This window comes from Devosia sp. UYZn731 (assembly GCF_040546795.1).
Classification (GTDB): Bacteria; Pseudomonadota; Alphaproteobacteria; order Rhizobiales; family Devosiaceae; genus Devosia.
Window position 1 is genome coordinate 57,732 of sequence record NZ_JBEPOL010000001.1, and the last position, 22,778, is coordinate 80,509.

At 61.0% G+C, this 22,778-nt stretch carries 18 protein-coding genes and 1 tRNA gene; 9 read left to right on the plus strand and 10 right to left on the minus strand.

What is annotated here, in order from left to right; translation table 11 throughout:
• Nucleotides 1-2 precede the first annotated feature (2 nt).
• From ABIB57_RS00265 to ABIB57_RS00275, 3 genes are read left to right on the plus strand one after another with little or no spacing between them, the layout of a single operon-like run.
• Nucleotides 3-455, plus strand: a complete 453-nt coding sequence (locus tag ABIB57_RS00265; RefSeq protein WP_354037861.1) for a YeeE/YedE family protein — start codon at nucleotides 3-5, stop codon at nucleotides 453-455.
• A complete protein-coding gene (locus tag ABIB57_RS00270) occupies nucleotides 455-925 on the plus strand; it encodes a DUF6691 family protein (protein WP_354037862.1) in 471 nt (156 codons plus the stop codon). Before ABIB57_RS00265 ends, ABIB57_RS00270 begins: the two co-directional genes overlap by 1 nt.
• Entirely contained in the window at nucleotides 922-2,079 is a 1,158-nt protein-coding gene (locus ABIB57_RS00275) for an FAD-dependent monooxygenase (RefSeq protein ID WP_354037863.1), read from the plus strand. Before ABIB57_RS00270 ends, ABIB57_RS00275 begins: the two co-directional genes overlap by 4 nt.
• A 193-nt stretch (nucleotides 2,080-2,272) precedes the next feature.
• Here ABIB57_RS00275 and ABIB57_RS00280 read toward each other — a convergent pair whose 3' ends face one another.
• The 3 genes from ABIB57_RS00280 to ABIB57_RS00290 form a co-directional block, all read right to left on the minus strand.
• Nucleotides 2,273-3,052, minus strand: a complete 780-nt coding sequence (locus ABIB57_RS00280) for an invasion associated locus B family protein (protein WP_354037864.1) — start codon at nucleotides 3,050-3,052, stop codon at nucleotides 2,273-2,275.
• A 170-nt stretch (nucleotides 3,053-3,222) separates the two neighbouring features.
• Nucleotides 3,223-6,714, minus strand: coding sequence for a transcription-repair coupling factor (gene mfd, locus ABIB57_RS00285; RefSeq protein WP_354037865.1), 3,492 nt, complete (start codon nucleotides 6,712-6,714; stop codon nucleotides 3,223-3,225).
• Nucleotides 6,711-6,998 carry an FAD assembly factor SdhE gene (locus ABIB57_RS00290; protein WP_354037866.1) on the minus strand — a complete coding sequence of 96 codons (288 nt, stop codon included), beginning with the start codon at nucleotides 6,996-6,998 and terminating at the stop codon, nucleotides 6,711-6,713. Before ABIB57_RS00290 ends, mfd begins: the two co-directional genes overlap by 4 nt.
• A gap of 104 nt (nucleotides 6,999-7,102) precedes the next feature.
• Here ABIB57_RS00290 and recG point away from each other — a divergent pair, with 104 nt between their 5' ends.
• The gene (gene recG / locus ABIB57_RS00295) at nucleotides 7,103-9,211 is read left to right on the plus strand and encodes an ATP-dependent DNA helicase RecG (protein WP_354037867.1); all 2,109 of its coding nucleotides are present in this window, start codon (nucleotides 7,103-7,105) and stop codon (nucleotides 9,209-9,211) included.
• A 155-nt stretch (nucleotides 9,212-9,366) separates the two neighbouring features.
• On the opposite strand, the gene glmS is transcribed toward recG, so the two are convergent.
• Entirely contained in the window at nucleotides 9,367-11,193 is a 1,827-nt protein-coding gene (glmS, locus tag ABIB57_RS00300) for a glutamine--fructose-6-phosphate transaminase (isomerizing) (protein WP_354037868.1), read from the minus strand.
• Between the two features lie 2 nt (nucleotides 11,194-11,195).
• Complete coding sequence (gene glmU, locus ABIB57_RS00305; protein WP_354037869.1) at nucleotides 11,196-12,548, minus strand: bifunctional UDP-N-acetylglucosamine diphosphorylase/glucosamine-1-phosphate N-acetyltransferase GlmU; 1,353 nt, start codon at nucleotides 12,546-12,548, stop codon at nucleotides 11,196-11,198.
• A 139-nt stretch (nucleotides 12,549-12,687) separates the two neighbouring features.
• Here glmU and ABIB57_RS00310 point away from each other — a divergent pair, with 139 nt between their 5' ends.
• From ABIB57_RS00310 to ABIB57_RS00330, 5 genes are all read left to right on the plus strand, one after another.
• Nucleotides 12,688-13,470, plus strand: coding sequence for an SPOR domain-containing protein (locus tag ABIB57_RS00310; protein WP_354037870.1), 783 nt, complete (start codon nucleotides 12,688-12,690; stop codon nucleotides 13,468-13,470).
• 221 nt (nucleotides 13,471-13,691) lie between these two features.
• A tRNA-Lys gene (locus ABIB57_RS00315) sits at nucleotides 13,692-13,766 on the plus strand.
• 900 nt (nucleotides 13,767-14,666) lie between these two features.
• Complete coding sequence (locus ABIB57_RS00320) at nucleotides 14,667-15,572, plus strand: hypothetical protein (RefSeq protein WP_354037871.1); 906 nt, start codon at nucleotides 14,667-14,669, stop codon at nucleotides 15,570-15,572.
• Between the two features lie 272 nt (nucleotides 15,573-15,844).
• Nucleotides 15,845-16,372: a hypothetical protein gene (locus tag ABIB57_RS00325; RefSeq protein WP_354037872.1), complete on the plus strand. Its 528-nt coding sequence runs from the start codon at nucleotides 15,845-15,847 to the stop codon at nucleotides 16,370-16,372.
• A complete protein-coding gene (locus ABIB57_RS00330; protein WP_354037873.1) occupies nucleotides 16,372-17,784 on the plus strand; it encodes an ImmA/IrrE family metallo-endopeptidase in 1,413 nt (470 codons plus the stop codon). The genes ABIB57_RS00325 and ABIB57_RS00330 overlap by 1 nt, the downstream gene beginning before the upstream one ends.
• Nucleotides 17,785-17,842: 58 nt before the next feature.
• On the opposite strand, the gene ABIB57_RS00335 is transcribed toward ABIB57_RS00330, so the two are convergent.
• The 5 genes from ABIB57_RS00335 to ABIB57_RS00355 all read right to left on the minus strand — a co-directional run bounded on the left by ABIB57_RS00335 (nucleotide 17,843) and on the right by ABIB57_RS00355 (nucleotide 22,754).
• A complete protein-coding gene (locus ABIB57_RS00335; protein WP_354037874.1) occupies nucleotides 17,843-18,148 on the minus strand; it encodes a site-specific integrase in 306 nt (101 codons plus the stop codon).
• A gap of 196 nt (nucleotides 18,149-18,344) precedes the next feature.
• The gene (locus ABIB57_RS00340; protein WP_354037875.1) at nucleotides 18,345-20,225 is read right to left on the minus strand and encodes a prohead protease/major capsid protein fusion protein; all 1,881 of its coding nucleotides are present in this window, start codon (nucleotides 20,223-20,225) and stop codon (nucleotides 18,345-18,347) included.
• On the minus strand, nucleotides 20,222-20,743 hold the full coding sequence (locus tag ABIB57_RS00345) for a hypothetical protein (RefSeq protein WP_354037876.1): 522 nt from the start codon (nucleotides 20,741-20,743) through the stop codon (nucleotides 20,222-20,224). The genes ABIB57_RS00340 and ABIB57_RS00345 overlap by 4 nt, the downstream gene beginning before the upstream one ends.
• An 86-nt stretch (nucleotides 20,744-20,829) precedes the next feature.
• Entirely contained in the window at nucleotides 20,830-21,159 is a 330-nt protein-coding gene (locus tag ABIB57_RS00350) for a hypothetical protein (protein WP_354037877.1), read from the minus strand.
• Between the two features lie 1,394 nt (nucleotides 21,160-22,553).
• The gene (locus ABIB57_RS00355) at nucleotides 22,554-22,754 is read right to left on the minus strand and encodes a helix-turn-helix transcriptional regulator (RefSeq protein WP_354037878.1); all 201 of its coding nucleotides are present in this window, start codon (nucleotides 22,752-22,754) and stop codon (nucleotides 22,554-22,556) included.
• Nucleotides 22,755-22,778: the final 24 nt, after the last annotated feature.

Genomic DNA, 22,778 nt, shown 5'->3' on the forward strand with positions numbered 1-22,778 from the left:
TCATGGAATCGTTTTCGCCGCTCTCCGCTGCCATCGGCGGCTCGTTGATTGGCCTCGCCGCAGCAGTTCTGTGGCTGGGCAATGGCCGTATCGCGGGCATTGCCGGCATTTTCGGCCAATTGCTGCCGCCTGCGCAGACTGTGGTGTGGCGGCTGGTTTTCCTCGTGGCGCTGGTTACGGCGACCTTCGCCGCCGCCAAATTGCTGCCTGGCCTCGGCGTGGGTGGAGATATCCCGGCCAAGCTCGTGGAGGCCCCGCCGGCCTGGGGCATTCCAACGCCGATCTGGCTGGCAATGGCAGGCCTTTTAGTCGGCGTCGGCACAAAAATCGGCAATGGCTGCACATCCGGCCACGGTGTTTGCGGGTTGGCGCGGCTGTCCCTGCGCTCGCTGGTGGCGGTGCTGGTGTTCTTCGGCGTTGCCATCATCACCGTAACCCTGACGGGAGTGGTCTGATGGCCGTGCTGAAACTGCCCTATCTTGCCACGGCTGCCGTTAGCGGCGCTCTGTTCGGCGCCGGCCTTTACGTGTCGCAGATGGTCGATCCCCTCAAGGTGCTGCGCTTTCTTGATTTCACCGCCATTCCGAGCGGCGGCTGGGACCCAAGCCTGGCCTTCGTCATCGTGCCCGCCATTGTCGTCATGTTCATCGCCGTCCGCATCGGCAAGGGCCGGTCGGCGCCGCTGTTCGACACCGCGTTCCACGAGCCGGAATACAAGCGCATCGACGGCCGCCTGATCGCCGGCGCGGCACTGTTCGGTATCGGCTGGGGCATGTCGGGCATTTGCCCGGGACCGGCGATCTCGCTGATCGCCTTCCTGCCGGACAATCTGTGGATTTTCCTCGTCGCGCTGTTTGTTGGCTCCTATGCCGGCAGCGCCATCGTTCCGAGCGGCGACGCCCGTCGTCTGGCGGAGGCACAATGATGGACGCAGATGCCATTGTCGTCGGCGGGGGCCTCGCTGGTCTGGCTGCTGCGATCGCCGTCGCCAAGGCCGGACTGTCGACCATCCATCTCGCCCCGCCCGGCCCGCCGGATCGGCGCACATCGGCGCTGATGATGCCGAGCGTCGAATATTTGCAGTCCGCCGGCCTGATCGGCGCGCCCGAGGCGTTCGGACAAAAGCTGAGTCAAATCCGCATCATCGACGCGACCTCTCGCCTGTTACGTGCGCCCGAGACGGTGTTCGATGCCAAGGAGGCCGGGCTTGATGCCTTCGGCTGGAATTTTGCCAATGTTCGGCTGACCGAGGCTTTCCAGGCCAGCATTGAAGCGCTCCCCAATCTGCGGACGGTCGCTCAGCCATTGACCCAATTCGAACTAAGCGCTGATGGTCCCAAGATCACCCTCGCCGATGGCGGCCATCTCCATGCGCCCCTTGTGGTCGGCGCCGACGGCAAGAAGTCGCTGGTGCGCGCTGCTGCCGGCTTTCGCGCCCGCGAGAACGGCTTCACCCAGGCCGCCCTGGTTTGCGATCTGGAACTAGGCCGTGGCCTGGACGGTGCCTCGGTGGAATTCCACTATCCCAATGGGCCGTTCACGTTCGTGCCCGCGGGCGGTAAACGCACCAATCTGGTCTGGATCGATGAGCGCGAGGTGCTCAAGCAGGCCCAGGCCTTGAGCAAGGACGCGTTGACCGCGCTGTTGTTGGAAAAGTCCCAACGCCTGTTTGGTGCCATCGCCCTGGCGACGCCGACCCACATTTTTCCGCTCAGCACCATTACGGTCGACCACGCGGGCGCCAATGGCGTGGTGCTCGTTGGCGAAGCGGCCCATGCGTTCCCACCCATCGGTGCGCAGGGGCTCAATCTGGGTCTGCGCGACGTCGCTGACCTATCAGGGGCGCTGGCGACTATCGACCGCGCCGAGCCCGATTGGGCGGTGCGCCTGAGCGAGGATTACGCCCGCCGTCGCGCCGACGACTTGAGTCGCACCGGCGGCATGGTGGATACGCTGTTCCGCTCGCTGCTCGCCGATATGCTACCCGCGCAGGCCCTGCGCGCCGGCGGCCTATGGGCACTCAAGCTGCTGCCCGCTTTGCGCAAGCAGGCCTTTGCCGTCGGTATGGGTTCGCGTTAGGCGCAAGTGCTGACCGCGGAATGGTCACCCCACCGTCTTTCCCGCGGGCTTGATCCGCGGGCCGCTATCAGCATGGCGCAGGTGGACAGTGGCCCGCGATCAAAAGCGTGACGAGAGCGAAATGAACGGCGGAGCGCCCAAAAGAAAAGGGCGCCCAAGGCGCCCTTCCCCAATCCAGATACGTCGAGCCTGATTACGGCGCAGCGGGTGCCGGCGTAGCCGGAGTTGCAGCGGGGGCGGGCGTCGTGCCATTGGCTGGCGGCGTCGCGCCTTCATCGAGCTGCTTGCGCAACTGTTCGGCACGATCCTGCAGCACCTGCTCAAGCGCGTTGGAACCACTGGTTTCCTTCTGGAATTCGTCGAAGGTCAACGCAGCCGGGCCATCATATGCCGAGGTGAAGCCGGCCAGGGTGATCTCGATGGTCAGGTCCTGGTTCTGGCGATTCTTCGCGGTCAGCTTGAGCGTGCCGCCCTTCTTGAGCGAATTGACATAGGCTTCGTTGATCACGAGCTGGGTGGCGCATGACGTGGGGTCGCACAGCATGAAGGGGACGCGGATCGGCTTGGCGCCGTCGATCTGCCAAGTCAGGCCGAATGGCAGCAGCACGCCGAGGGGAACAGCCGCAACGGCGAGCAAACGGCTCTCCTGGCCCGGATCGTCACGCAGCAGGAACGAGCCGAGGAACTGGCCATTCGCCAGGATCACCTGGCGCATGATGCAGGCCTGCTTGCCATCGGGCAGCGGATCGCAAACCTTGAGCCAGTTCTGCGCGGTCGCGCCAGCGGCTGGGGTGGCGGCAGCGCCTGCAGCGGGAGCCGCAGGCGTATCGGTTGCGGCAGGAGCTGCGGGTGCCGGCGCTTCGGTAGCAGGGGCCGGCGCGGGAGGCGTAGCATCCTGGGCGTAAGTCGCGACGGAGGACAGCATGAGCGCGGCCACCGCAAATCCGGCGACGAGAGGTTTCCTGAAGATCATAGAATTTCCTTGGCTTCCTTGGCAGTCCCGGTGGTCGCTTCGCCACCTCGAATAGAACTGTCCTTCAAGTGCTGAATTCGGGCAATAACATGACAGTACGGTCTTGCCAAAGCATTATGGGGCCGATGTCGTTCCGGCAAGCCTCACTAAACAGATCACCAAGGCGATAATCAGGCATTGGCGGTTTCTGCGAGCTTGGCCAGCCGCGACAGAATCGCTGCGGCTCCCTTGAGTCGGTCGTCCGGCGTCGGCCAGTTGCGGGCAAAAACCAGCTTCTGGTCGGGCTTGATGCGCACCTGGTTGGCCGGATCTGACACCATCCGCACCAGCGCACCGGGATTGGGGAACTCGTTGTTGCGCAGGCTGATGACGACGCCCTTGGGGCCGGCATCGACCTTCTCCACATTGGCCTGGCGGCACAGCGCCTTGACCAGGATGACCTTGAGCAGGGCCTCGACTTCCTCGGGCATCGGCCCGAAGCGGTCGATGAGTTCGGCACCGGCCGAGTCGATCTCGCGAATGTCTTGCAGGTCGCCAAGACGGCGATAAAGCTGCATGCGCAACTGCAAATCGGGCACGTAATGCTCGGGAATCATCACCGGCATGCCGAGCGAAATCTGTGGGCTCCACTCGTTCTTGTCTTCGTAGTCTTCATCGCCATTCTTGAGATTGGCGACAGCCTCTTCCAGCATCGACTGGTAGAGTTCGTAGCCGACTTCGCGGATATGGCCGGACTGTTCGTCGCCGAGCAGGTTGCCGGCCCCACGAATATCAAGGTCGTGACTGGCGAGTTGGAACCCTGCCCCGAGCGTTTCCAGCGACTGCAGCACGCCTAGACGCCGCTCGGCCGTGTCGGTCAATTTTCTGTCGGGTGGGACGGTGAACAGCGCGTAGGCGCGTGCCTTGGCTCGCCCGATCCGGCCACGGATCTGATAGAGCTGCGCCAGCCCGAAATTGTCGGCGCGATGCACGATCAGCGTATTGGCATTTGGAATATCGAGACCCGATTCGACGATCGTGGTGGCCACCAACACGTCGAACTTGTTGTCGTAGAAGGTGTTCATGATGTCGTCGAGCTGGCCCGGCGGCATCTGACCATTGGCGACTACGAACGATACTTCGGGGACCTGCACCCTCAAGAACTCGGCAATATCCGGCTGATCCTTGATACGCGGCACCACATAGAACGATTGCCCGCCACGATACTTTTCGCGCAGCAACGCCTCGCGGATCGACAGCGGATCGAACGGCGAAATAAAGGTGCGGATGGCGAGACGATCCACGGGCGGCGTTGCCAGAAGCGAGAGGTCACGCACGCCGGTCAGCGCCATCTGCAACGTCCGCGGAATCGGCGTCGCCGTCAGCGTCAGCACATGCACATTGGCCTTGAGCTCTTTGAGGCGCTCCTTGTGGCCAACGCCGAAGTGCTGTTCCTCGTCGATCACCAGCAGGCCCAGATCGCGGAACTTGATGGTCTTGCTCAGCAGCGCATGCGTGCCCACCACGATATCAACCTGCCCATCGGCCAAGCCTTCCTTGGTGGCTTTGAGCTCCGCCGCCGAAACCAGCCGGGAGGCATGGCGCACATTGACCGGCAAGCCGGCGAAGCGGTCGCGGAAGGTCTTGAAGTGCTGCCGCGCTAGTAGCGTTGTCGGCACCACGATGGCCACCTGCTTGCCCGACATGGCGACAAGGAACGCCGCGCGCAGCGCCACCTCGGTCTTACCGAAGCCGACGTCGCCGCAGACCAGGCGGTCCATGACCTTGCCTGTGGTCAGGTCCTCGAAAATCGAATCGATGGCGGCAAGCTGGTCCTCGGTTTCCTCGTAGGGGAAACGAGCGGCAAATTCGTCGTAGGCGCCCGGCGCCAGTTCCACCGGATCGGTGCGCATCAACAGGCGCGCGGCAGCGATCTTGATGAGCTGCTCCGCCATCTCGCGGATGCGCTTCTTGAGCTTGCCCTTCTTGGCCTGCCAGGCGACGCCACCGAGCTTGTCGAGCGCGGTATTGCTATCGTCCGAGCCATAGCGCGACAGCAGCTCGATATTTTCGACCGGCAGATACAGCTTGGTATCGCCGGCATATTGCAGTTCGGCGCATTCGTGCGGCGCGCCGCCGGCCTCGATCACCTTGAGCCCGAGGAAGCGGCCGATACCGTGATCGACATGCACCACCAGGTCGCCGGCGTTGAGGCTGGCCGCCTCGGTCAGTGCGTCGCTGGCCTTGCGCTTGCGCTGCGGCCGCAGGATGCGCTCGCCGAGAATATCCTGTTCGGACAGGACCAGCAGGTCCTTGGTCTCGAAGCCGCTTTCCAGCGCCAGCACGACCAGCGACGTGGTCGCGGCGCTCGTCGTCTCGGCATCGCGCCAGTTTTCCGCCATGCGCGGATTGGTCAAGCCGTGGTCCTTGAGCACCTGCGCCATGCGGTCGCGCGTGCCCAGGCTCCAGCAGGCGACGATGGTCCGCCGCCCAGCCTTGCGCTCAGCCATCAACCGCTCGACGACCGCTGTGAACAGATTGACGTCGGTGGCCTGCCGCTCAGCGGCAAAGCTGGGCGCGATGCGCCCGCCCATGTCGTCGCTCGCCTTGGCATTGGGCGATTGATATGGCGACAGTTGCAACACGGATGCGCCGGCCAGCGTGTACGGATGCCGGTCGACCGCGTAGAGCAGGCCCGGCGCCACCGGCTTGTACGGCGCCCCGGCGCCAGCCACCTGCGGGCTCAGCCGCGCGTGTTCGCGGGCTTCGTAATAGTCCTTGATCTGGCCCTGCCGGTCGGCAAAAGCCTCGGCCGCCTGATCGTCGAACACAAACGGCGCGTCGCCGACATAATCGGCCAAGCTATCGAGATGTTCGTAGAAGAACGGCAGCCAGTGCTCGGTGCCGGAATAGCGCGAGCCGCCGCTGATGGTGGCATAAAGCGTGTCGTCAGCCGTGTTGCCGCCAAAGGTCTTGGTATAGTTCTGGCGGAAACGGCGAATGGTGTCTTCGTTCAGCACCACTTCGCTCATCGGCGTCAGGTCGATGCGCTTGAGCGTGCCATTAGTGCGCTGGGTATCCGGATCGAATGTTCGAATGGACTCGAGCTGGCTGCCGAAGAAATCGAAGCGCAGCGGGAAATCCGCGCTGGCCGGGAACAGATCCACCAGCCCGCCGCGCACCGCATACTCCCCAGATTCCCGCACTGTCGGAACCCGCAGATAGCCGTTATTCGCCGCCCAGCCGATCAGCTTTTCGCTATCGACCACCCGGCCGATTGCCGCCGAAAACGACATACCCTCGACCACATCGCGCGGCGGCAGCTTCTGGATCAACGCATTGACCGCCGTCAGCACCACGGCGCCCTTGGTCCCGCTCTGCGTCAGCGCCGCCAGCGTATTCATCCGCGCGGCGATGGTGACATTGTTGGGCGAAACGCGATCATACGGCAGGCAATCCCACGCCGGCAGCGTCAATATCGTATGGCCCGGCAACATCTGCGCCAGGATTTCCGCCATCCGCTGCAACCGCCGCCCATCGCGCGCCACGAACACGATGCTTGCCGCATCGTCAGGCGCAGCCGCCAGCCGCTGCTCGACCAGCCGCGACAGCGCCAGCGGCTGCATGCCATCGGGAACACTGCCAATCATACGCGGTGGATGGATCGGGGCGGCCTCGTTCATTTGCTCATCCGCGCGGAGTGGTCGGCAATGATGCGGTCGAGAAACTCGGCATCCACAGTCTGTGGCGGCACTTCCTGCCGCATCACCCACTTCAGCAAGGCCGGGTCTTCCTCGCTCATCACCGATTCGAGCCGGTCGAGATCGGGCTCGCTCAGCGCATTGATATGAGCGTCGGCGAAGGGGCCGAGCACGCGGTCCATCTCCAGCGTTCCGCGATGCCAGGCGCGGTAGCGCAGCATCTTGCGGCGAATAGCAATGTCTTCACCGGCTGTCATCGACGCCATGATCCCGCGGAGGTTGATTTGCGCGCTCTCTTTATCGTCATTGGCGGCCTTTGTCAGCCGTGCTCGGCCAGATAGGCTGGCGGGGCAAGGAGATCGTCCGAATCGTGTCGCGTCCGTCAACCCTCGATCCATTGTTCCGTTCCCTCCAGTCGATCAAAGGCGTGGGGCCGCAGCTTGCCGCGCTGCTGACGCGCTTTTTCGGCGCGCCCGAGGGCCAGGAAGCCATCGCGCTCGATGTCCTGATGCACATGCCGTCTGGCGTGGTGGATCGCAGCCGCCAGGTCGGCATCGCGGAGGCCTATCTCGGGCAGGTCGTCACCCTGCTGCTGCATATCGACCGCCACCAGCCGCCGCCTCGCGGCAAGCCGCAGGTGCCGCATCGCGTGTTCGCCCACGATGAAACCGGCGAGATGCAACTGGTCTTCTTCCGCGCTCAGGGCGGCTGGGTAGAAAAGGCCCTGCCCGTCGGGGAGCAGCGCTACGTCTCCGGCAAGATCGATTTCTTCAACGGCGAAAAGCAGATCACCCATCCCGACTACGTGGTGGAGGTCGACAAATTCGCCACCCTGCCGCTGGTCGAGCCGGTCTATCCGCTGACGCAGGGCCTCAGTTCCAAGGCGCTGACCAAGCTGACTCGGCAGATCATCGAGACGCTCCCCGAACTTCCCGAATGGATTCCGCCCGCGACGCTAAGTCATTTCAATTGGCCCACTTTCGGCAATGCAATGCGCTCGGTCCACACGCCTACCAATCCGGCCGAGGCCGAATTGTGGGCCCCTGCCCGCATGCGGCTGGCTTATGACGAATACCTCGCCGGCCAGCTGACCTTGCAGATTGTCCGCTCCACGATGGTGGCCGCGCGTGGCATCGCCCGCACGTTTACCGGCGAGATCACCGGCCGCGTTCTAAGCACGCTGCCCTTCGCACTGACCGCCGGGCAAGTAGAGGCCATCGCCGAAATCCGCAACGATCTCGCCTCAAGTGACCGCATGTCCCGCCTGTTGCAGGGCGATGTGGGCGCCGGCAAGACTGTCGTTGCGCTCATGGCCATGGCTGCCATGGCTGAAAGCGGCGCCCAGTCAGCGATGATGGCACCGACCGAGCTCTTGGCCTCCCAGCATTTCAAAACTCTGAAGCCGCTCTGCGACGCCGCCGGTCTAGGCTGTGTCCTGCTGACCGGCAAGATGCCCGCCGCCGAGCGACGTCCAATCCTCGCCGGGCTCGCCAGTGGCGAAATCACCATCGCCGTCGGCACCCATGCGCTGTTCCAGACCGGCGTCGAGTTCAAGGACCTTGGCCTCACCGTCGTGGACGAACAGCACCGCTTTGGCGTGCACCAGCGCCTCGCCCTCTCGGACAAAGGCCGCCACACCGATCTGCTGGTTATGACCGCGACCCCGATCCCGCGGACGCTCGTCCTCACCCATTTCGGCGATATGGAAGTCAGCGTCCTGCGCGAAAAGCCCAAGGGGCGGCAACCGATCGATACCGCCGTACTTTCCATCGGCGACTATCCCCGCGTCATCCAGCGCCTCAGGGCGCGCATCGAGGAAGGTGCCCAAGCCTTCTGGGTCTGCCCGCTGGTTGAGGAAAGCGAGCATCTCGACGTCGTCTCCGCAGAGGACCGTTTTGCCGAACTGCGCAAAGTCTTCGGCGATCAAGTCGCCCTGATCCACGGCCGCATGAGTGCCGCCGCCAAGCAGGAGACCATGCAGCGGTTCTCCGCCAACGAGGTCAAACTGCTGGTGGCCACAACTGTCATCGAAGTCGGCGTCGACGTGCCCAATGCCTCGATCATGATTATTGAGCACGCCGAACGCTTTGGCCTCGCCCAGCTCCACCAGCTTCGTGGCCGCGTCGGGCGCGGTGCGCAACGCTCTGCCTGTCTGCTGCTCTACAAAGACCCTCTCAGCGAAACCGCCAAGGCCCGCCTCGAAACCATCAAAGGCACCGAAGACGGTTTCGAAATCGCCGAACGCGACCTGGAACTGCGCGGCCAAGGCGACGTGCTCGGCACACGCCAATCCGGCATGCCCGGCTATCGCCTCGCCGTCCCCGACGTGCACCGCCACCTGCTCGACTACGCCCATGACGATGCCAAGGCTGTGTTTGCCGCCAACCCGAGCCTGACAGGCACCGACGGGGAGGCCCTGCAAACTCTGCTGTACCTATTCCGCAAGGACCTCGCGATCCCGCTGCTGCGGGCGGGGTGATCGGCGCGACCGCTGAACCGCCAACACCCACCGTCCCTTCCCGCGGACTTGATCCGCGGGCCACTATCAGCACGGCACAAGCGGCGAAGGGCCCGCGGATCAAGTCCGCGGGAAGAACCGCGGTTGAGGAAATGCCGTGATCGACGAAGGATCCCTTATTCCACCGTCACCGACTTCGCCAAATTCCTCGGTTGATCCACGTCCGTGCCCATGAACACGGCTGTATGATAGGCCAGCAATTGCACCGGAACCGTCGCCAGGATCGGCGCGACGAAACTAGAGACGCGGGGGATGAGGATGATATCTGCCACGCCCTCGCCCACGGTCTTGGCGCCCTCGGCATCGGTGATGAGGATGATCTTGCCGCCGCGCGCGGCCACTTCCTGCATGTTGGACATGGTCTTGTCGACCAGCTCATCCGATGGCGCCACGACGATGACCGGCATGTCCTCGTCCACCAGCGCAATCGGGCCGTGCTTGAGTTCGCCTGCCGCATAGCCTTCGGCGTGGATGTAACTGATTTCCTTGAGTTTCAGCGCACCTTCCATGGCGATCGGGAACATAGGCCCGCGTCCCAGATACAGCACGTCCTTGGCGCGCGACAGCCGCTTGGCGATTTCCACGATCTGCGCTTCCCCAGCGAGGGCTGACGAAACAGCCGCTGGCAGGCTGGTCAGTGCGCGGACGTGTTCGGCTTCCTGTTCGGCGTTTAACACGCCACGCGCGCGCCCGGCGGCGATGGCGAGGCTGGCCAGCGCCGTCAGTTGCGCCGTCAGCGCCTTGGTGGAGGCGACGCCAATCTCCGGGCCACACAGAATGGGAAACACCACGCTGGACTCCCGCGCAATGGTGGATTCCTGGGTGTTGACCAGCGACGCAATATGCTGCCCCTGGCTGGCGCAATAGCGCAGTGCCGCCAGCGTATCGGCCGTTTCGCCCGACTGAGAGATGAACAGCGATAGCCCGCCCTTCTCCAGCGGCGGCTCGCGATAGCGGAATTCGGAGGCCACATCGATGTCCACCGGTAGCCGCGCATAGCGCTCGAACCAGTATTTTGCCACTGCACCGGCGAAGTATGCCGTGCCGCAGGCGCTGATGGTCAGCCGGGTCAGATCGGCGAAATTGAACGGCAAAGTCTCGCGGATCGCCACCCGCTCCGCGCCCATGTCCACATAATGGCTCAGCGTATGCGAGATGGTCTCCGGCTGCTCGTAGATTTCCTTGGCCATGAAGTGGCGATAATTGCCTTTGTCCACCATCAGTGCCGAGGCCTGAGACACCTGCTGCTCTCGCTGCACGATGGCGTCCTTGCCGTCGCGGATGGTGACGCCCTGCGGGGTGATCACCGCCCAGTCGCCGTCTTCGAGATAGGTCAGGCGCGAGGTAAACGGCGCTAGCGCCATGGCGTCGGAGCCGAGATACATTTCCGTCATGCCGTAGCCGATAGCCAGCGGCGCACCGCTCCGAGCCGCAATCAGCAGGCTTTCTTCGCCCTTGAACAGAAAGGCCAGCGCGAAGGCGCCCTTCAACTGCTTGAGCGTGCGGGCGACGGCCAGTTCGGGGTCGGCACCGTTAGCCAGCTCGCGGCTCACCCACAAAGCGACCGATTCCGTATCGGTCTGGGTCTTGGGCAGGTAGCCGTCCTTGGCGAGATCGGCCAGCAGTTCGCGGAAATTCTCAATGATGCCGTTGTGCACGACCGCCACGCGGTCGGTGGCATGCGGATGGGCATTGGCCTCGGTCGGCGCGCCGTGGGTGGCCCAACGCGTGTGGCCAATGCCGACATTGCCGTCGAGCGGCTCGAAGCTGAGCTTCTGGGCCAGGTTGCCCAGTTTGCCTTCCGCTCGGCGGCGGGTGATCGCCCCACCTTCCAGCGTCGCCACCCCCGCGCTGTCATAGCCGCGATATTCAAGCCGCCTGAGCGCGTCCACCAAACGGGGAGCAACCGGCGCGCTGCCGACGATGCCTACGATACCGCACATGGCTATTTCCCCTTGGACTTCTTGAGTGCTGCTGCGCGCTCAAAAATGGTCTTGGCACGTCCCGGCTTGTTGGTCTGGCGGCTGCGACCGAGCGCCAGCGCATCGGCAGGAACGTCCTCGGTGATGACGCTGCCGGCGCTCACCAACGCGCCTTCGCCCACCGTCACCGGTGCCACCAGCGCGCTGTTAGAGCCGATAAAAGCATGGTCGCCCACCACCGTACGATGCTTGTTGTAGCCGTCGTAATTTACCGTGATTACGCCGGCCCCGATATTGACCTCTTCGCCTATTGTGGCGTCGCCGATATAGGTCAAATGGCTTACCTTGGCTCCTTTGCCGATATCGGCCTTCTTGATCTCGACGAAATTTCCCACCTTGGCACCTTCACCCAGCTTGGCCTCCGGCCGCAGCCGCGCGAATGGCCCGACCGAAGCGCGCGGCCCGATGCTGGCGCCTTCGATGTGGGAGAAGGCATGGATCACCGCGCCCTCGCCGATGGTCACGCCCGGCCCGAAGTATACATTTGGCTCGATGGTCACATCGCGGGCGATTTCAGTGTCGTAGGAAAACCAGACGCTGCCGGGGTCTTTCAGCGTTACGCCGGCCTTCATGAAGTCCTCGCGGCGCACCTCTTGGAACAGCCCCTCGGCCCGCGCCAACTGGCTGCGGTCATTGACGCCCATCACGTCATTTTCCGGCGCCAGGCCCCAGCCGACTTTCTTGCCGGCCGCATTGGCCAGCTCCACCAGATCGCCAAGGTAGAACTCGTTCTGCGCGTTGTTGGATTCGACCTTGTCGATCAGATCGCGGAACACTTCGGCGCGGAATGCAAGAATGCAGGCGTTGCACAGGCGAATGCGCCGCTCGTCCTCGGTGGCGTCCTTATGCTCGCGGATAGCCAGCAGCGTTTCACCATCGGTAATAAGACGGCCATAGCCGGTCGGATCCTTCGGCTCAAAACCCAGAATTGCCACATCCAATCCGGCATCGAGCCGATCGAGGACAGCGCGAAAATTGACGCCGCGCAGCAGCGGATGATCGCCGTAGACGACCGCAACATAGCCTTCCGCTGTTTCAAACAGCTCGCGCGCCATGGACGCAGCATGCGCCGTGCCCTTGGCGATAGTCTGCTCGAAATGCACCACGTCGGGATGCATTGCGGTTACCGCCCGGCGAATTGCGTCGTGTCCGGGCCCGGTCACCAATGCGATCTGGTCGGAGCCGGCTGCCCGCGCCGCGCGCGCCACATGACCCACGATCGGCATGCCGCCAACTTCGTGCAGGACCTTGGGCATGGCCGATTTCATGCGGGTGCCTTCGCCGGCAGCAAGAATGATGGACAATAACTGGGTCATGAGGCCTCTCCGGACAGCGCCCTATTGGCCGCGTAATTCTACAAATTTATGGCATGCAAGCGTTGGCGAAGCGATAACGCCTCGCGCAGTGTTATCCTAGCGGCAATACTTGATTCGACTACGCTTCCGGGGGCGGACATTGGCTAAAGCATCAGAACAATTCCGGCAATCCGATGTCACCATCTGGGCCATCGTGGCGCTGGTCTGCGGGGCCATGGCGGTGTTCGGGGCCAACGTGTCGGCATTGGTGCCGCAGGGCATGCTGTCGGGGCTGCACAAGTCGCGGCTGGCCGGCGCCAGCATCGATCAGTTGCGCAGCGACGTGGTTGAGCTCAATGACGAAACCGCCCGATTGCGCCGCGATAACAATACCTTGGTGAACCGCTTTTCGCTGCAGGAAGAAGCCGGCAACGACGTGACCCAACGCGTCGGCGCGCTGGAAGTGAGCCTGCCCAAACTGCTGGAGGCCATTCCCGATACCGCCCAGATCGACCTCACGGCGGAGACCGCGTCGATCGATCCGGGCAATACAGTGACCTACGAGGCCGATGGCGGTTCGGTGGCGATCCGCCAGCAGCCGATGCAATTGCCCGCCGTGATACCGGCGCAACCCCTGCCCGACGCTGTCGCCAGCACCCCGAAATTGTTTGTCCCCAATGACTCCGCCTTCGGCATCGCCGTTGGCGCCAACGTCACCGCCGAAAATGCCGCCGCGACCTGGGATGACCTGTCGAACAAGCTCGGGCCCCTGCTGATTGGCCTGTCGCCATTGCTGGTCGATCAGCAGGACAGCGACAAAAAGCGCATCGTTGTCGGACCGATTACCCGGATGACGGAAGCAACCGCCCTGTGCAAGCGCCTGGAGCGGGTATCGATCTCCTGCATGCCGATGCCCTATGGCGGCACGCCGCTGAGTTTTTAGAAGACTGTCCAGAAATTCGCTCTGGCGAGTCGGATGCAGTGGTTTTCGAGAACCGAAGCGCAACGTACGTTGGCACGTGAGCACCGGAACCACAGAAAGCCGCGGCAGCTGGCCGCCGCCGTAGAATTTCCAAACAGTCTTCAGGCCGCTGCAATTGCGGTTGACAGCCAAGCTTGTGCCGCTATGTTCCGCCGCGACGCCACGGCGTCCGCATTTGGTGCGTGCCGGTAGCTCAGTGGTAGAGCATTCGACTTTTAATCGAATGGTCGAGGGTTCGACCCCCTCCCGGCATACCAATATAATCAAACGCTTACCGCGGATTTAGTTGCGCCCACCGTAGTTGGGGGTAACGCCCGGGGTAACCGATGACTGAAACAACCCAACTCGAGGATTTTTCAGAGTTGACATTAGTTCTCGCTCAGAGGAACTGGCCGCGAGCTTTCTAATTGGCTTCGTGGCTTTCGCGACACTCGAGAATTACCGCTGACCCAGTCACTAGGGTCCGGAACTTTGGTTCAAAAGGCCGGTATAAGTTCTGACGCCCGTTCATGTAGCCCGCGAGCTCCTCAAGGAGACACGAGTTGGGATTGTGACCTTTTGGATCTAGCCGGTTTCAAACATTATCCTTCAATCCCAAATCGCCTTCTATCTGAAGTCCGACGAGCCGGACGGCATAGATGGAGCGGGTATCGCGTTTGTACAGTTGCTCCATGAGGCGGACAGACAATTGTCGATCAACCAGGCTTTCCGGCAGCGCGTCCCACCGGGTTGCCCATCTCAAAACTGGTCGCCATTCCATTCTAAACCTACGGCCGCCGCGCACGATTGTGCCGCAGCCGAAGCGCTGGTTGCAGCGCCCTGTGGCAGCCAGGCTAGTTGTGAGGCCCAAGGTACGACGCTGGGCGCTGCCATACACAATCACCTCGACGGGAAGCTCTATCGTTCACGTTAATCGCTAAGAGGGAGCCGATACAAACCTGTCGTGAACGCTGTGACGGTGTTAACTTCCGGCCGGTTGACACGCTTCAAGGTTTTTCGCTTTGTCTTTGCGACCAGATCCGACAATTCATAGACTGCTAATCTCTGCAACTTGCCGCCTTGTTGGCGAGTATGACGATGGCGAGATCGCCGTTTATCACGCTTGGGCGGGAATGAGTTCGACCTCTATGGTAGGCGCTTCGAAGCGGACCGCTGTGGTGATCTCATTTCTGGCAGACGAACCACAGAAAAAGCCGGGCGTCGTCATGCCAGACTACACCCAGGTTGGAGATCATATAGGCGCATATATGGCGGTCCTTTTCGGCAAGCGCTTCGACAACATGGGAATTCTTGAGTCGCACGGTCGCTTCGCTATACCGGAAATAGGCGTATATAACGTGCCGCACCGTCTCAACATCCCTCATAACAGTGACCATGTGCGGGCTGATATTCCCGTTCCTTTAAACCTTTCAGAGGTGAAGCGCCTGCACACGCTTCTTCACGGACAACACAAAGATGTTGCGTTATTGGTGAAATTTAATGCTGCCTGCGCTTTTTATTATCTCGCCATTGGCAATTTTGAAGCGAACCCCGAAGTTTCTTATCTGCACCTGATCACTGCTGGCGAAATCCTCGCCGGTGCGGTGGATTTGACGGATGACCAGCTACTGGATGAGCAGCTGAAGAAGGCTCTGGAACAGGTAACTGAAGCCATGGGCGACGAGGGAGCAATGGCACGTTACTTCCGCGGCCGCCTTCGTCAGGTAAAGCGTCGGTTTAAGCTTGCTCTCGGGGGGTTGCTAGATCCCGGCTTCTTCGAACGCTCAGAGTCGACTGTTGAGTACGGCAGATTAAACGAGGCAACAATCGACAAGAGACTGGGTGCCGCGTACGACCTCCGGAGCAGGTACGTTCATACCGGAGTGTCGTTTGGCCAGTGGATTTCTCGATCTTCCGAGAACTCGGAGGTGCCTTTCGGCACCCCGGTATTGTCTGACGTGGAGTTCGTCAAAATCCTTTCATTGGCGCCAAACTTCCTCGGCCTGGAACGTATTATCCGGTACTGCCTCCTGCGCTTCGGCGAGCGTCACTTTGGCCTGGACCTTGCTATCAGTGCGCCATAGCAAGTCGGTGGCTTTGCCTAAGATGCTCACCTTGATGGGGTGCGGACCTTTTTGGAAGTGGTGAGTTCTTTTAAACCCGCTCACTCGCTGCTATCCATCGGCTTTTTGTTGAGCTTGTAGGGAACCGCTCGGCATGCAATATCCGCGCATGCCAATTAGGTCAGTTGTGACAAATTGGTCAAATTCACCTAAATCACTGCCGTTGCCTACAGTTCTTTCATATCCAACCAGCTACAAAATAATCGAGGCACGGATCTGGTGATCTCCCAGCTATGACGCGCACCAAGAAAGCATTCGACCATTTTCGGCAAAACTTCGGTCCGGCTCGCACCTATCAGAGGCCGCCGGCAAATTCAGATGAGCTAATCCAAATGCCTGATGCTGAAGGGCTGCTTTACTGGAAGGACGGAGGCTTCGTCGAGGGGGCCAGTGTATCCCAAGATATTGTGGAACAGATTGATAACACCTCGGAAAAGCACCTTTGGGTGGTTCGGGAAGAGGATGTTGTCTACGCTGAGGAGACGGGGGATTGGGGCAAGTCCCTCGCTACAGGCTCGATTAAGCATACCAACCTCACGGGGGGTGATTTGGCTTACTGTGGCGGCGAGCTGGTAATGCTTGACAACCAGAGTGTGCTAGTGAACGGCCGGTCTGGCCGTTATGGTCCGAAATCCGCAGACGAATTGAAAGCGGCAGCCATTGCTTTCAAAGCGTCGGGATATGTGGTTTGGTCCTGTGGCTTTGATGATGAAACTCTCTTCGCACTGCCGTTCGGCACTAATCCGGTGTTGGTACCCTAATGGCCTCTTATCCGAACGATCAGCTTGACCTCGTATTTGGTCCAGGTTCTCAAGGCACCGCTCCTTTTGAGCGGGCGAAGACCTCAGCCGCTACGTTTGTACGAAGCCAAGTTTTGCTTGCAAAACCGAGAGACGGTGCCACAGGGTTGGTGCTTACGGCATCACAGGCGCTTGCCGCCTTCGGCTGGGACATTCTTTTGGCGGTAGCAACAGAAGGCTCGGCCGTGATTAGCGACTCTAGGCACGAGCCAGCTAAAACGATCAGTGAGCGTAGAGTAAATCTGGGTCTGACATCTCAGCAGGTCGCCCGCGCTGCGGGATTAACGCCAGCGAAGATGGCTAAAATTGAGTCTCCGGGCGAAGTATCTCCTGTCAGAGATATAGCGAAAGTAGCTGTAGTTTTAGCACTCGACGAGCGGGTGGTGGGCTACGAACCTGCAGGTCGCGGAGACCGTGACTTGGGCGTCCGGCTGCGTGAAATGCAGGCGGCGGATGCATTTCAATTTACATCCACCACGGTTCTCAAACTGGCCGAAGCTGCATGGGTCGTGAAGAGACAGCGCGAGTTAGCTCGAGCGCTCGGGGTTGTCAGCAATCCTCATATAGAAAGTGGAACCTTACTGTCGTCGAACTACAATTATCCCACCTACAAAAGAGGTTACGAACTCGCCGCCCAAGCAAGGTCGTATTTTGGCATAAGCGGTGCGGAGCCTATCCGAAGCCTGCGGACCCTTTTGGAAAGCGAGTTGGGCATCCCCTTGGTCCAGGAGAAGCTGAGCACACGGTTCGCTGGCGCAACAATTGCCAATGCCAGCGACCGCGGAATAGTTGTCAATGAGGACGGTCACAATCAAAACGTCTTTGTTCGGCGTATGACACTCGCGCATGAACTTGGGCACCTCATAGGAGATCCTGATGGGCGCCTAAACAAGCTTAGAGTGGACGACTACGATTGGATCGAAGCCGACTCGGAAAGCCATGCTGATCCAGTGGAGATCCGCGCGAACGGCTTTGCAATTGCCTTCCTAGCGCCTGTCGAAGGCGTCAAACTACTAGTCTATGAGGGCGGGTCTAAGGCAGAAATCCTGCGCCGGGTTACGGACTATTATGGGATTAGTCGGACCGCAGCTACGTGGCATATAAAGAATGCCACACGCATTGATGTTTCAGGGGTCCACCGGAACGAGGTCCCGGAGGCTTCTGCAGACTGGATAGCTCGGGAAAACCTTACACTCGACTACTTCCCGCTCGGCAATGAAACGCCGTTGTCGAGACGTGGTCGATTTGCGTACCTAGTGGCCCGCGCCTTCAAGGAAAGTATTGTGAGTAGCGATAGCGCAGCCCTTTGGCTCTGCGTTACGCCCAGCGCCTTTGTGCAGCATGCTGATGAACTGATAGCACTGTTTGAGTAGACTTTGGCCGACCTGACAAAGCCAGCGCGCAACGAGTTACAGCTGAAGCTGGTGACATCTAGCCCGGCCAGCTTGGCATACCGCTCACCACATTGGCGACGGTGTGCCCGATGGTGGCGCTCGCGACCACTAGGCCGCTGCGAGTGACGGCACGGAAGATCGGCCCCGACTTTATGCCCCTTCCAGCCGGTCCCGGAGCGCCTCCACGGGCATAAGATGGATGCCGTGGGTAGAGTTGCCGCCCTCGCCCGGCGCCCTTCTGGTCGGTCTTGCTGCGCCGTATCAGCACATCCACGCCGTCGGTGCCGAATGTCAGATCGTCGACGTTGGGCGACCTGTCAGCCGTTTCTGGTGGCACTACCAAGAAGCAATGCCGCACTCGCGGTAATAGCTGCTCCATAGGGAGTTCCCCAAAGATGGTACGCAGCCATGGAAAACGCCCGCCCCCTTCGGAGCGGGCGCTGGTATCGCCACGGCATCAACTCCATGGCGACGTGCCGGTCGAGGAAAGACTCGACCTGGCGGCGGGGCTGACCTGGGCGCCGCCGATCTGCTGCCGGCTATGCGCCGGGATTTTTATACAAGCCGCGGAAGTCCGTCACGGCCGCGCCGAAGTCCAAAGCGACTTTGAACTCGGTCCCGTCGACATCGAAGCCGATGCGCTGGTCCATCTGAGGGCCCTCTTCGCCCTCAAGGTGGGCAAATTCGACGCTCGCGAACAGCGCCGGGTCGGCGCTGAGATACCAGGCAGTGGCGTTCTTCAGCCGCGGTTCGACGATGAGCTCGAGCTTTCCGGCGAATGGGTTTGCATCCGCTGTGCTAGTCGGCGTGATAGTTGCCAGCAGCTGCTCGGCAATTGTTTCCAAAGCCGACGGCACGATCAGGTATTTCGGCACGATGGCGACTAGGTCGCCGTTGGCATCGGTCTGCTGCCGCATGGCCAAGCGGGCTGCAGAAAGCGACGCCACCGACAGAGCCGAACCGGAAGCTGCAAGGTTGGCGTGCGAAACGTGGAACACAGCCAAGGCGTCGCCCATCTTGGGGTTGCGCTCCAGCATTTCCGCCAGGTAATTCGCTTCGAAGTCATTGGCAGCACGGCCGAAGCGCGCGGGAAGATCGGCGAACACGCCGAGGTCGTCATTGACCAAGGCTTGGCGGGTAATGCCAAAGATGCGGCCGAAGCTCGACAAGGCGTACTGCTCCAGGCCCTCAACAAAGCTCGCGCGCTTGAATTCGCCGTGCTCGTTGACCTTGAGTAGCTGCCCCCCGCCGGCCAGAACGATTGTGGCTTTTGGTCGGAAATCACGTGCCGTCGTCTTCTTCGCAATCAGCTTCAGTCCAGAGGGCGCTGACTCGTATCCCCTGGCCAGCTGCCGGCTACCTGCCAGCAGGAGCGCCGTCGGGAAGTCAGACGTTGTATGCAGAGCACGTTGTACCAGCTGGTTCGGCGACATACCGCGGGTGCCCTCGCCACGCGCTTCGAGGGCGCTACGGGCCATTTCTGGCGCCGATAGTCCGACGTATGCCCGGCTGCCTTCGCTTGGCGTGAACGAGCGATCCAGGCGCGCGGAGATCGCCTCCGAGAGGGCTTGGGCCAATGGCAAGTCGCTATGACCGCCATGCTGGGGAGCAATCAAGAAGGTTGGGTTGCGGTCGTATTCGCGGACGTTTTTGTCCATAATGGCTTCGCGGAATTGTTCGACCGTAAAGCCCTCCGCCAATGCCTTCTGGGTCAACGGAGCGCCGGCACGGTGCTGGAGGCCGATCTGGCTGATCATGGAGGTGCGAGTGCGCTCCTGCTCGACGGCGCGGCTTGCAAGTTCAGTTTCGCTCATTTCAAACTCCATTGCGCCCGCTGCGGCCTCGCCGCGCGTAGCAGATGTGACGGGGACTTTAATTCGTGGCTCAGAGGGCTCGCCGCGCGCCTTGGCGCCAGGATCGGCTGGAACACCCACGGCGGAAATTTCCATAGGTTCCCATCTCGTAGCGGTCAGAACAGGCAACTCGTCGCCGGTGCCCTCGTCTCGCTGGTAGGCTGAAACCCGGTATCCGATCGAAACCGGAAGGGTCAGGCCTACTTTTAGATCGGCGAGGATTTGGTCGCCGGATTTCGACGTACTCAAAACGACGGTGGCAATGCCCTTACCACCTTCCAGTCTAGCTGAGCCCGGGATCACGGCGCCCAATCGGTTTGCCATCGACCCTTGGAGGTGGCTATCCAAAAGGCTGGCGCCAGCATTAAGCCGACCAAGGTCAACAGCCCCTGGGCTCATGTCGAGTTCTTCCCAGTAAAACCCGCCCTCTGCCCAGTCGTATCGTTTGACGCGAGCACCGGTCGACCAGATGACATCGATTGTGCGAGCGGCCTCATTCAGACTGGCACTCCGGATCTCTGCCGGCCGCAGGGCACGGTCGGAAATCTCGATGCTGGCGCCGCTCATACTGACTTTCCCTTGCGTGAGAACGTTAGGTTGTCGATCGCCAGGCCAATGTCAGCGGCCCGCGCCGCGATCTCGGCCGCAACGGACGACACGTTGACAATAATCGACGCGCTGGGAGCCTCCGGCATGGCATTGGCCAATTCCGCCTTGGTCCCGAAGCTGCGCGACAGCGTGCCGTCCGCGGTAGTCCATCGGGCAAAATGAAAATCGCCCGACTGCCCATTGTGGCTCAGGAAGGCCGATAGGCCAGCGCTGCGGACGAACTGGGCAGCCTTGGCGAAATCCATCCCAGCGGCTTCCAAGACGATCACCGCGCGCATGCCGACGCAATCGAGCGGATCGAACCGCGAATGCCGGCCTGTGACGATGGGCGTGATCGGCAGGACCAAGGCGTCCTCGACCGGCCGCCCCAAGGACTCGGCCACATCCAGCGACGCGCGTTCCCGCTGGCGGCGAACTTCGAACCGCTTCGGGTCGATACCGACGATCTGGCAAAACTCAGTTGCGCCGATGAGCAAATCAAAAATCCCTACGTGTGTAGGAATTATCGATGCCACGGATTGCCAAAAAGTACAATGGGGCGGCTTCCGGCCGCCCCTTATGCTCAGTTTTTTGCGACCAGCTTAGCCGAGATCATGTCGTCGATCTCGCCGGCCAGTTCTTCGCGCAGGGCTGGATCAGGCTGCATTCTTTCGATGATGATTTCGAACCCGCGGGCAATTGTAGCTTCGGACTCTGTCCGCTTTTGCGGATCTGGGATTTCGGCACAGGCCGCCTGCATGCTCGAACCGTACTGTTCAATCACTGCGGCCAAGGACTGCGTCACGACTTCTGGCGGACACATGCCGCGAGCTTCATCCATTATGGTAACAATTTGGACCATGTCATCGATTGTAATCCCGAAACGTGTGGCGAGTTCTTCCAGTAATTCCAACCGTCTATCTCCTAAAAAAAGAACCAGAATTGGTGTTTTCCGAACCTTAAAACCGTGAAGATGTTGCGCTGCGCCCTCCCCGCGGGCGGCCCCCCACCGGGGAGAACCTATGACGCCCCCTTGCTTCGGGCATCTGTGGCGTCCGATGATGCGCACCAGGTCAAACACCTGCGCCTCGGCTAGCACGAGACGATCTAGCAAGACCCTCAACCCAGTCCCTAGCTGAGACGGCCGAGGGTTCAGTCAGCTGACGATGACCAAGGTTCACAAGATGCACCGTGAATTTCTGAATACCAATTCGCTCGGCGAGGTCGGAAAGGGCGCTTAGGTGATCCTGGGACAATTCTCCGAAGCATTGAGCCGCGAGTTCTTTGTGATCACGGGATAGGACCGCGCCCTTGGGCGCGCGGTACACATCCCCTGTTGCCGGCTTAGATTGGTGCTCAGATATATCAACGAGATCTGATGTGCTGGACGCGCGCGCCGGGCGCGCGTCCTCTTCGATCAATCCAGTTCCTACAATCTGGGGGGACCATGTGCCCCCCATAGGCAAGGCTTTTGCCCCCGATAGGTGATCGATTTGCCCCCGATAACATACCTCTTCTATGGGGGGCTGTGTTCCCCCTTTAGATCCTCCGCAACGCTCCTCATCTAAGGGGGGAACTGTGCCCCCCTTATTACGTTTGCGCCTTATGCGTGGTGAAGTGATCTGCATAGGTGCAAACGCCACCATTGCGCCTGCCTCTGCCGCCGGTGTCCCCTCCCGAAGGATCATCCGGAACCCCCTAAGGCGACCGCCAATTTTGGCGACGCCATCCCTAGAGGCCGCAGCTGCGATCTCCGAATGCTTGACCTCGTGAATAAGGCTAAGCGCGAGCAGCGCTGCAATTACCCTCGCGACTTCTCGACGATCGATGCCGCCCGCCGTTTCACCGATAGTGTCAAAGCTTGGGTAGGCAATACCGTGTTGGCTCGAAAAGAACTCACCCAATGCCCATGCTACGCGGCCTTGCTGCCAGCTTAGTGTGCCAACCGTTCGCAGGTGCTTTGCCCAGGCCCGATGGGCATCATAGAAGCCAGCGACCGCCCTGCTCATAACGCCTCCCACAGGCATACAATGGCGTCAGGATCGCTGCCGACGACCTCCCTGAAGGTGGCGAGACAGCTGTCGCTGAGCCGTAAGGGCGCCACTAAATGCACATGAGTTGCTGCGCCAATCAGCGATGCCCAGGCAACAACCACGCCTAGTTGCAGTGCAACGATGTGCTCGGACGAGGATCCGACGAGTTGAAACCGGGGAGAGGTGGCAGTAGGGTCAATGAGCTTTCCAAAGTAAACTTCATACTCCCGGCCCGCCGTTGACGCGGCGGCCGGGGTTTTCTCTCCTGGGGTCATCATGAAGCGCGCCCCGTAAGGCGCGCGTGATCCCACGCGTCAAGCTCATCCTTGTCGTCGTATTTCCTGCCGTTGATGATCAGCGGCTTCGGGAAATTCATTTTCGGATCGTTTTCCCACCGGTAGATGGTCATTTTTGTCACGCCGTAGCGCAACTGCGTCTTGGGACGCGGCAAATATCGCTTTGAAGATTGTTCCACTGGAAGGCTCCTTGTTACTGGGAG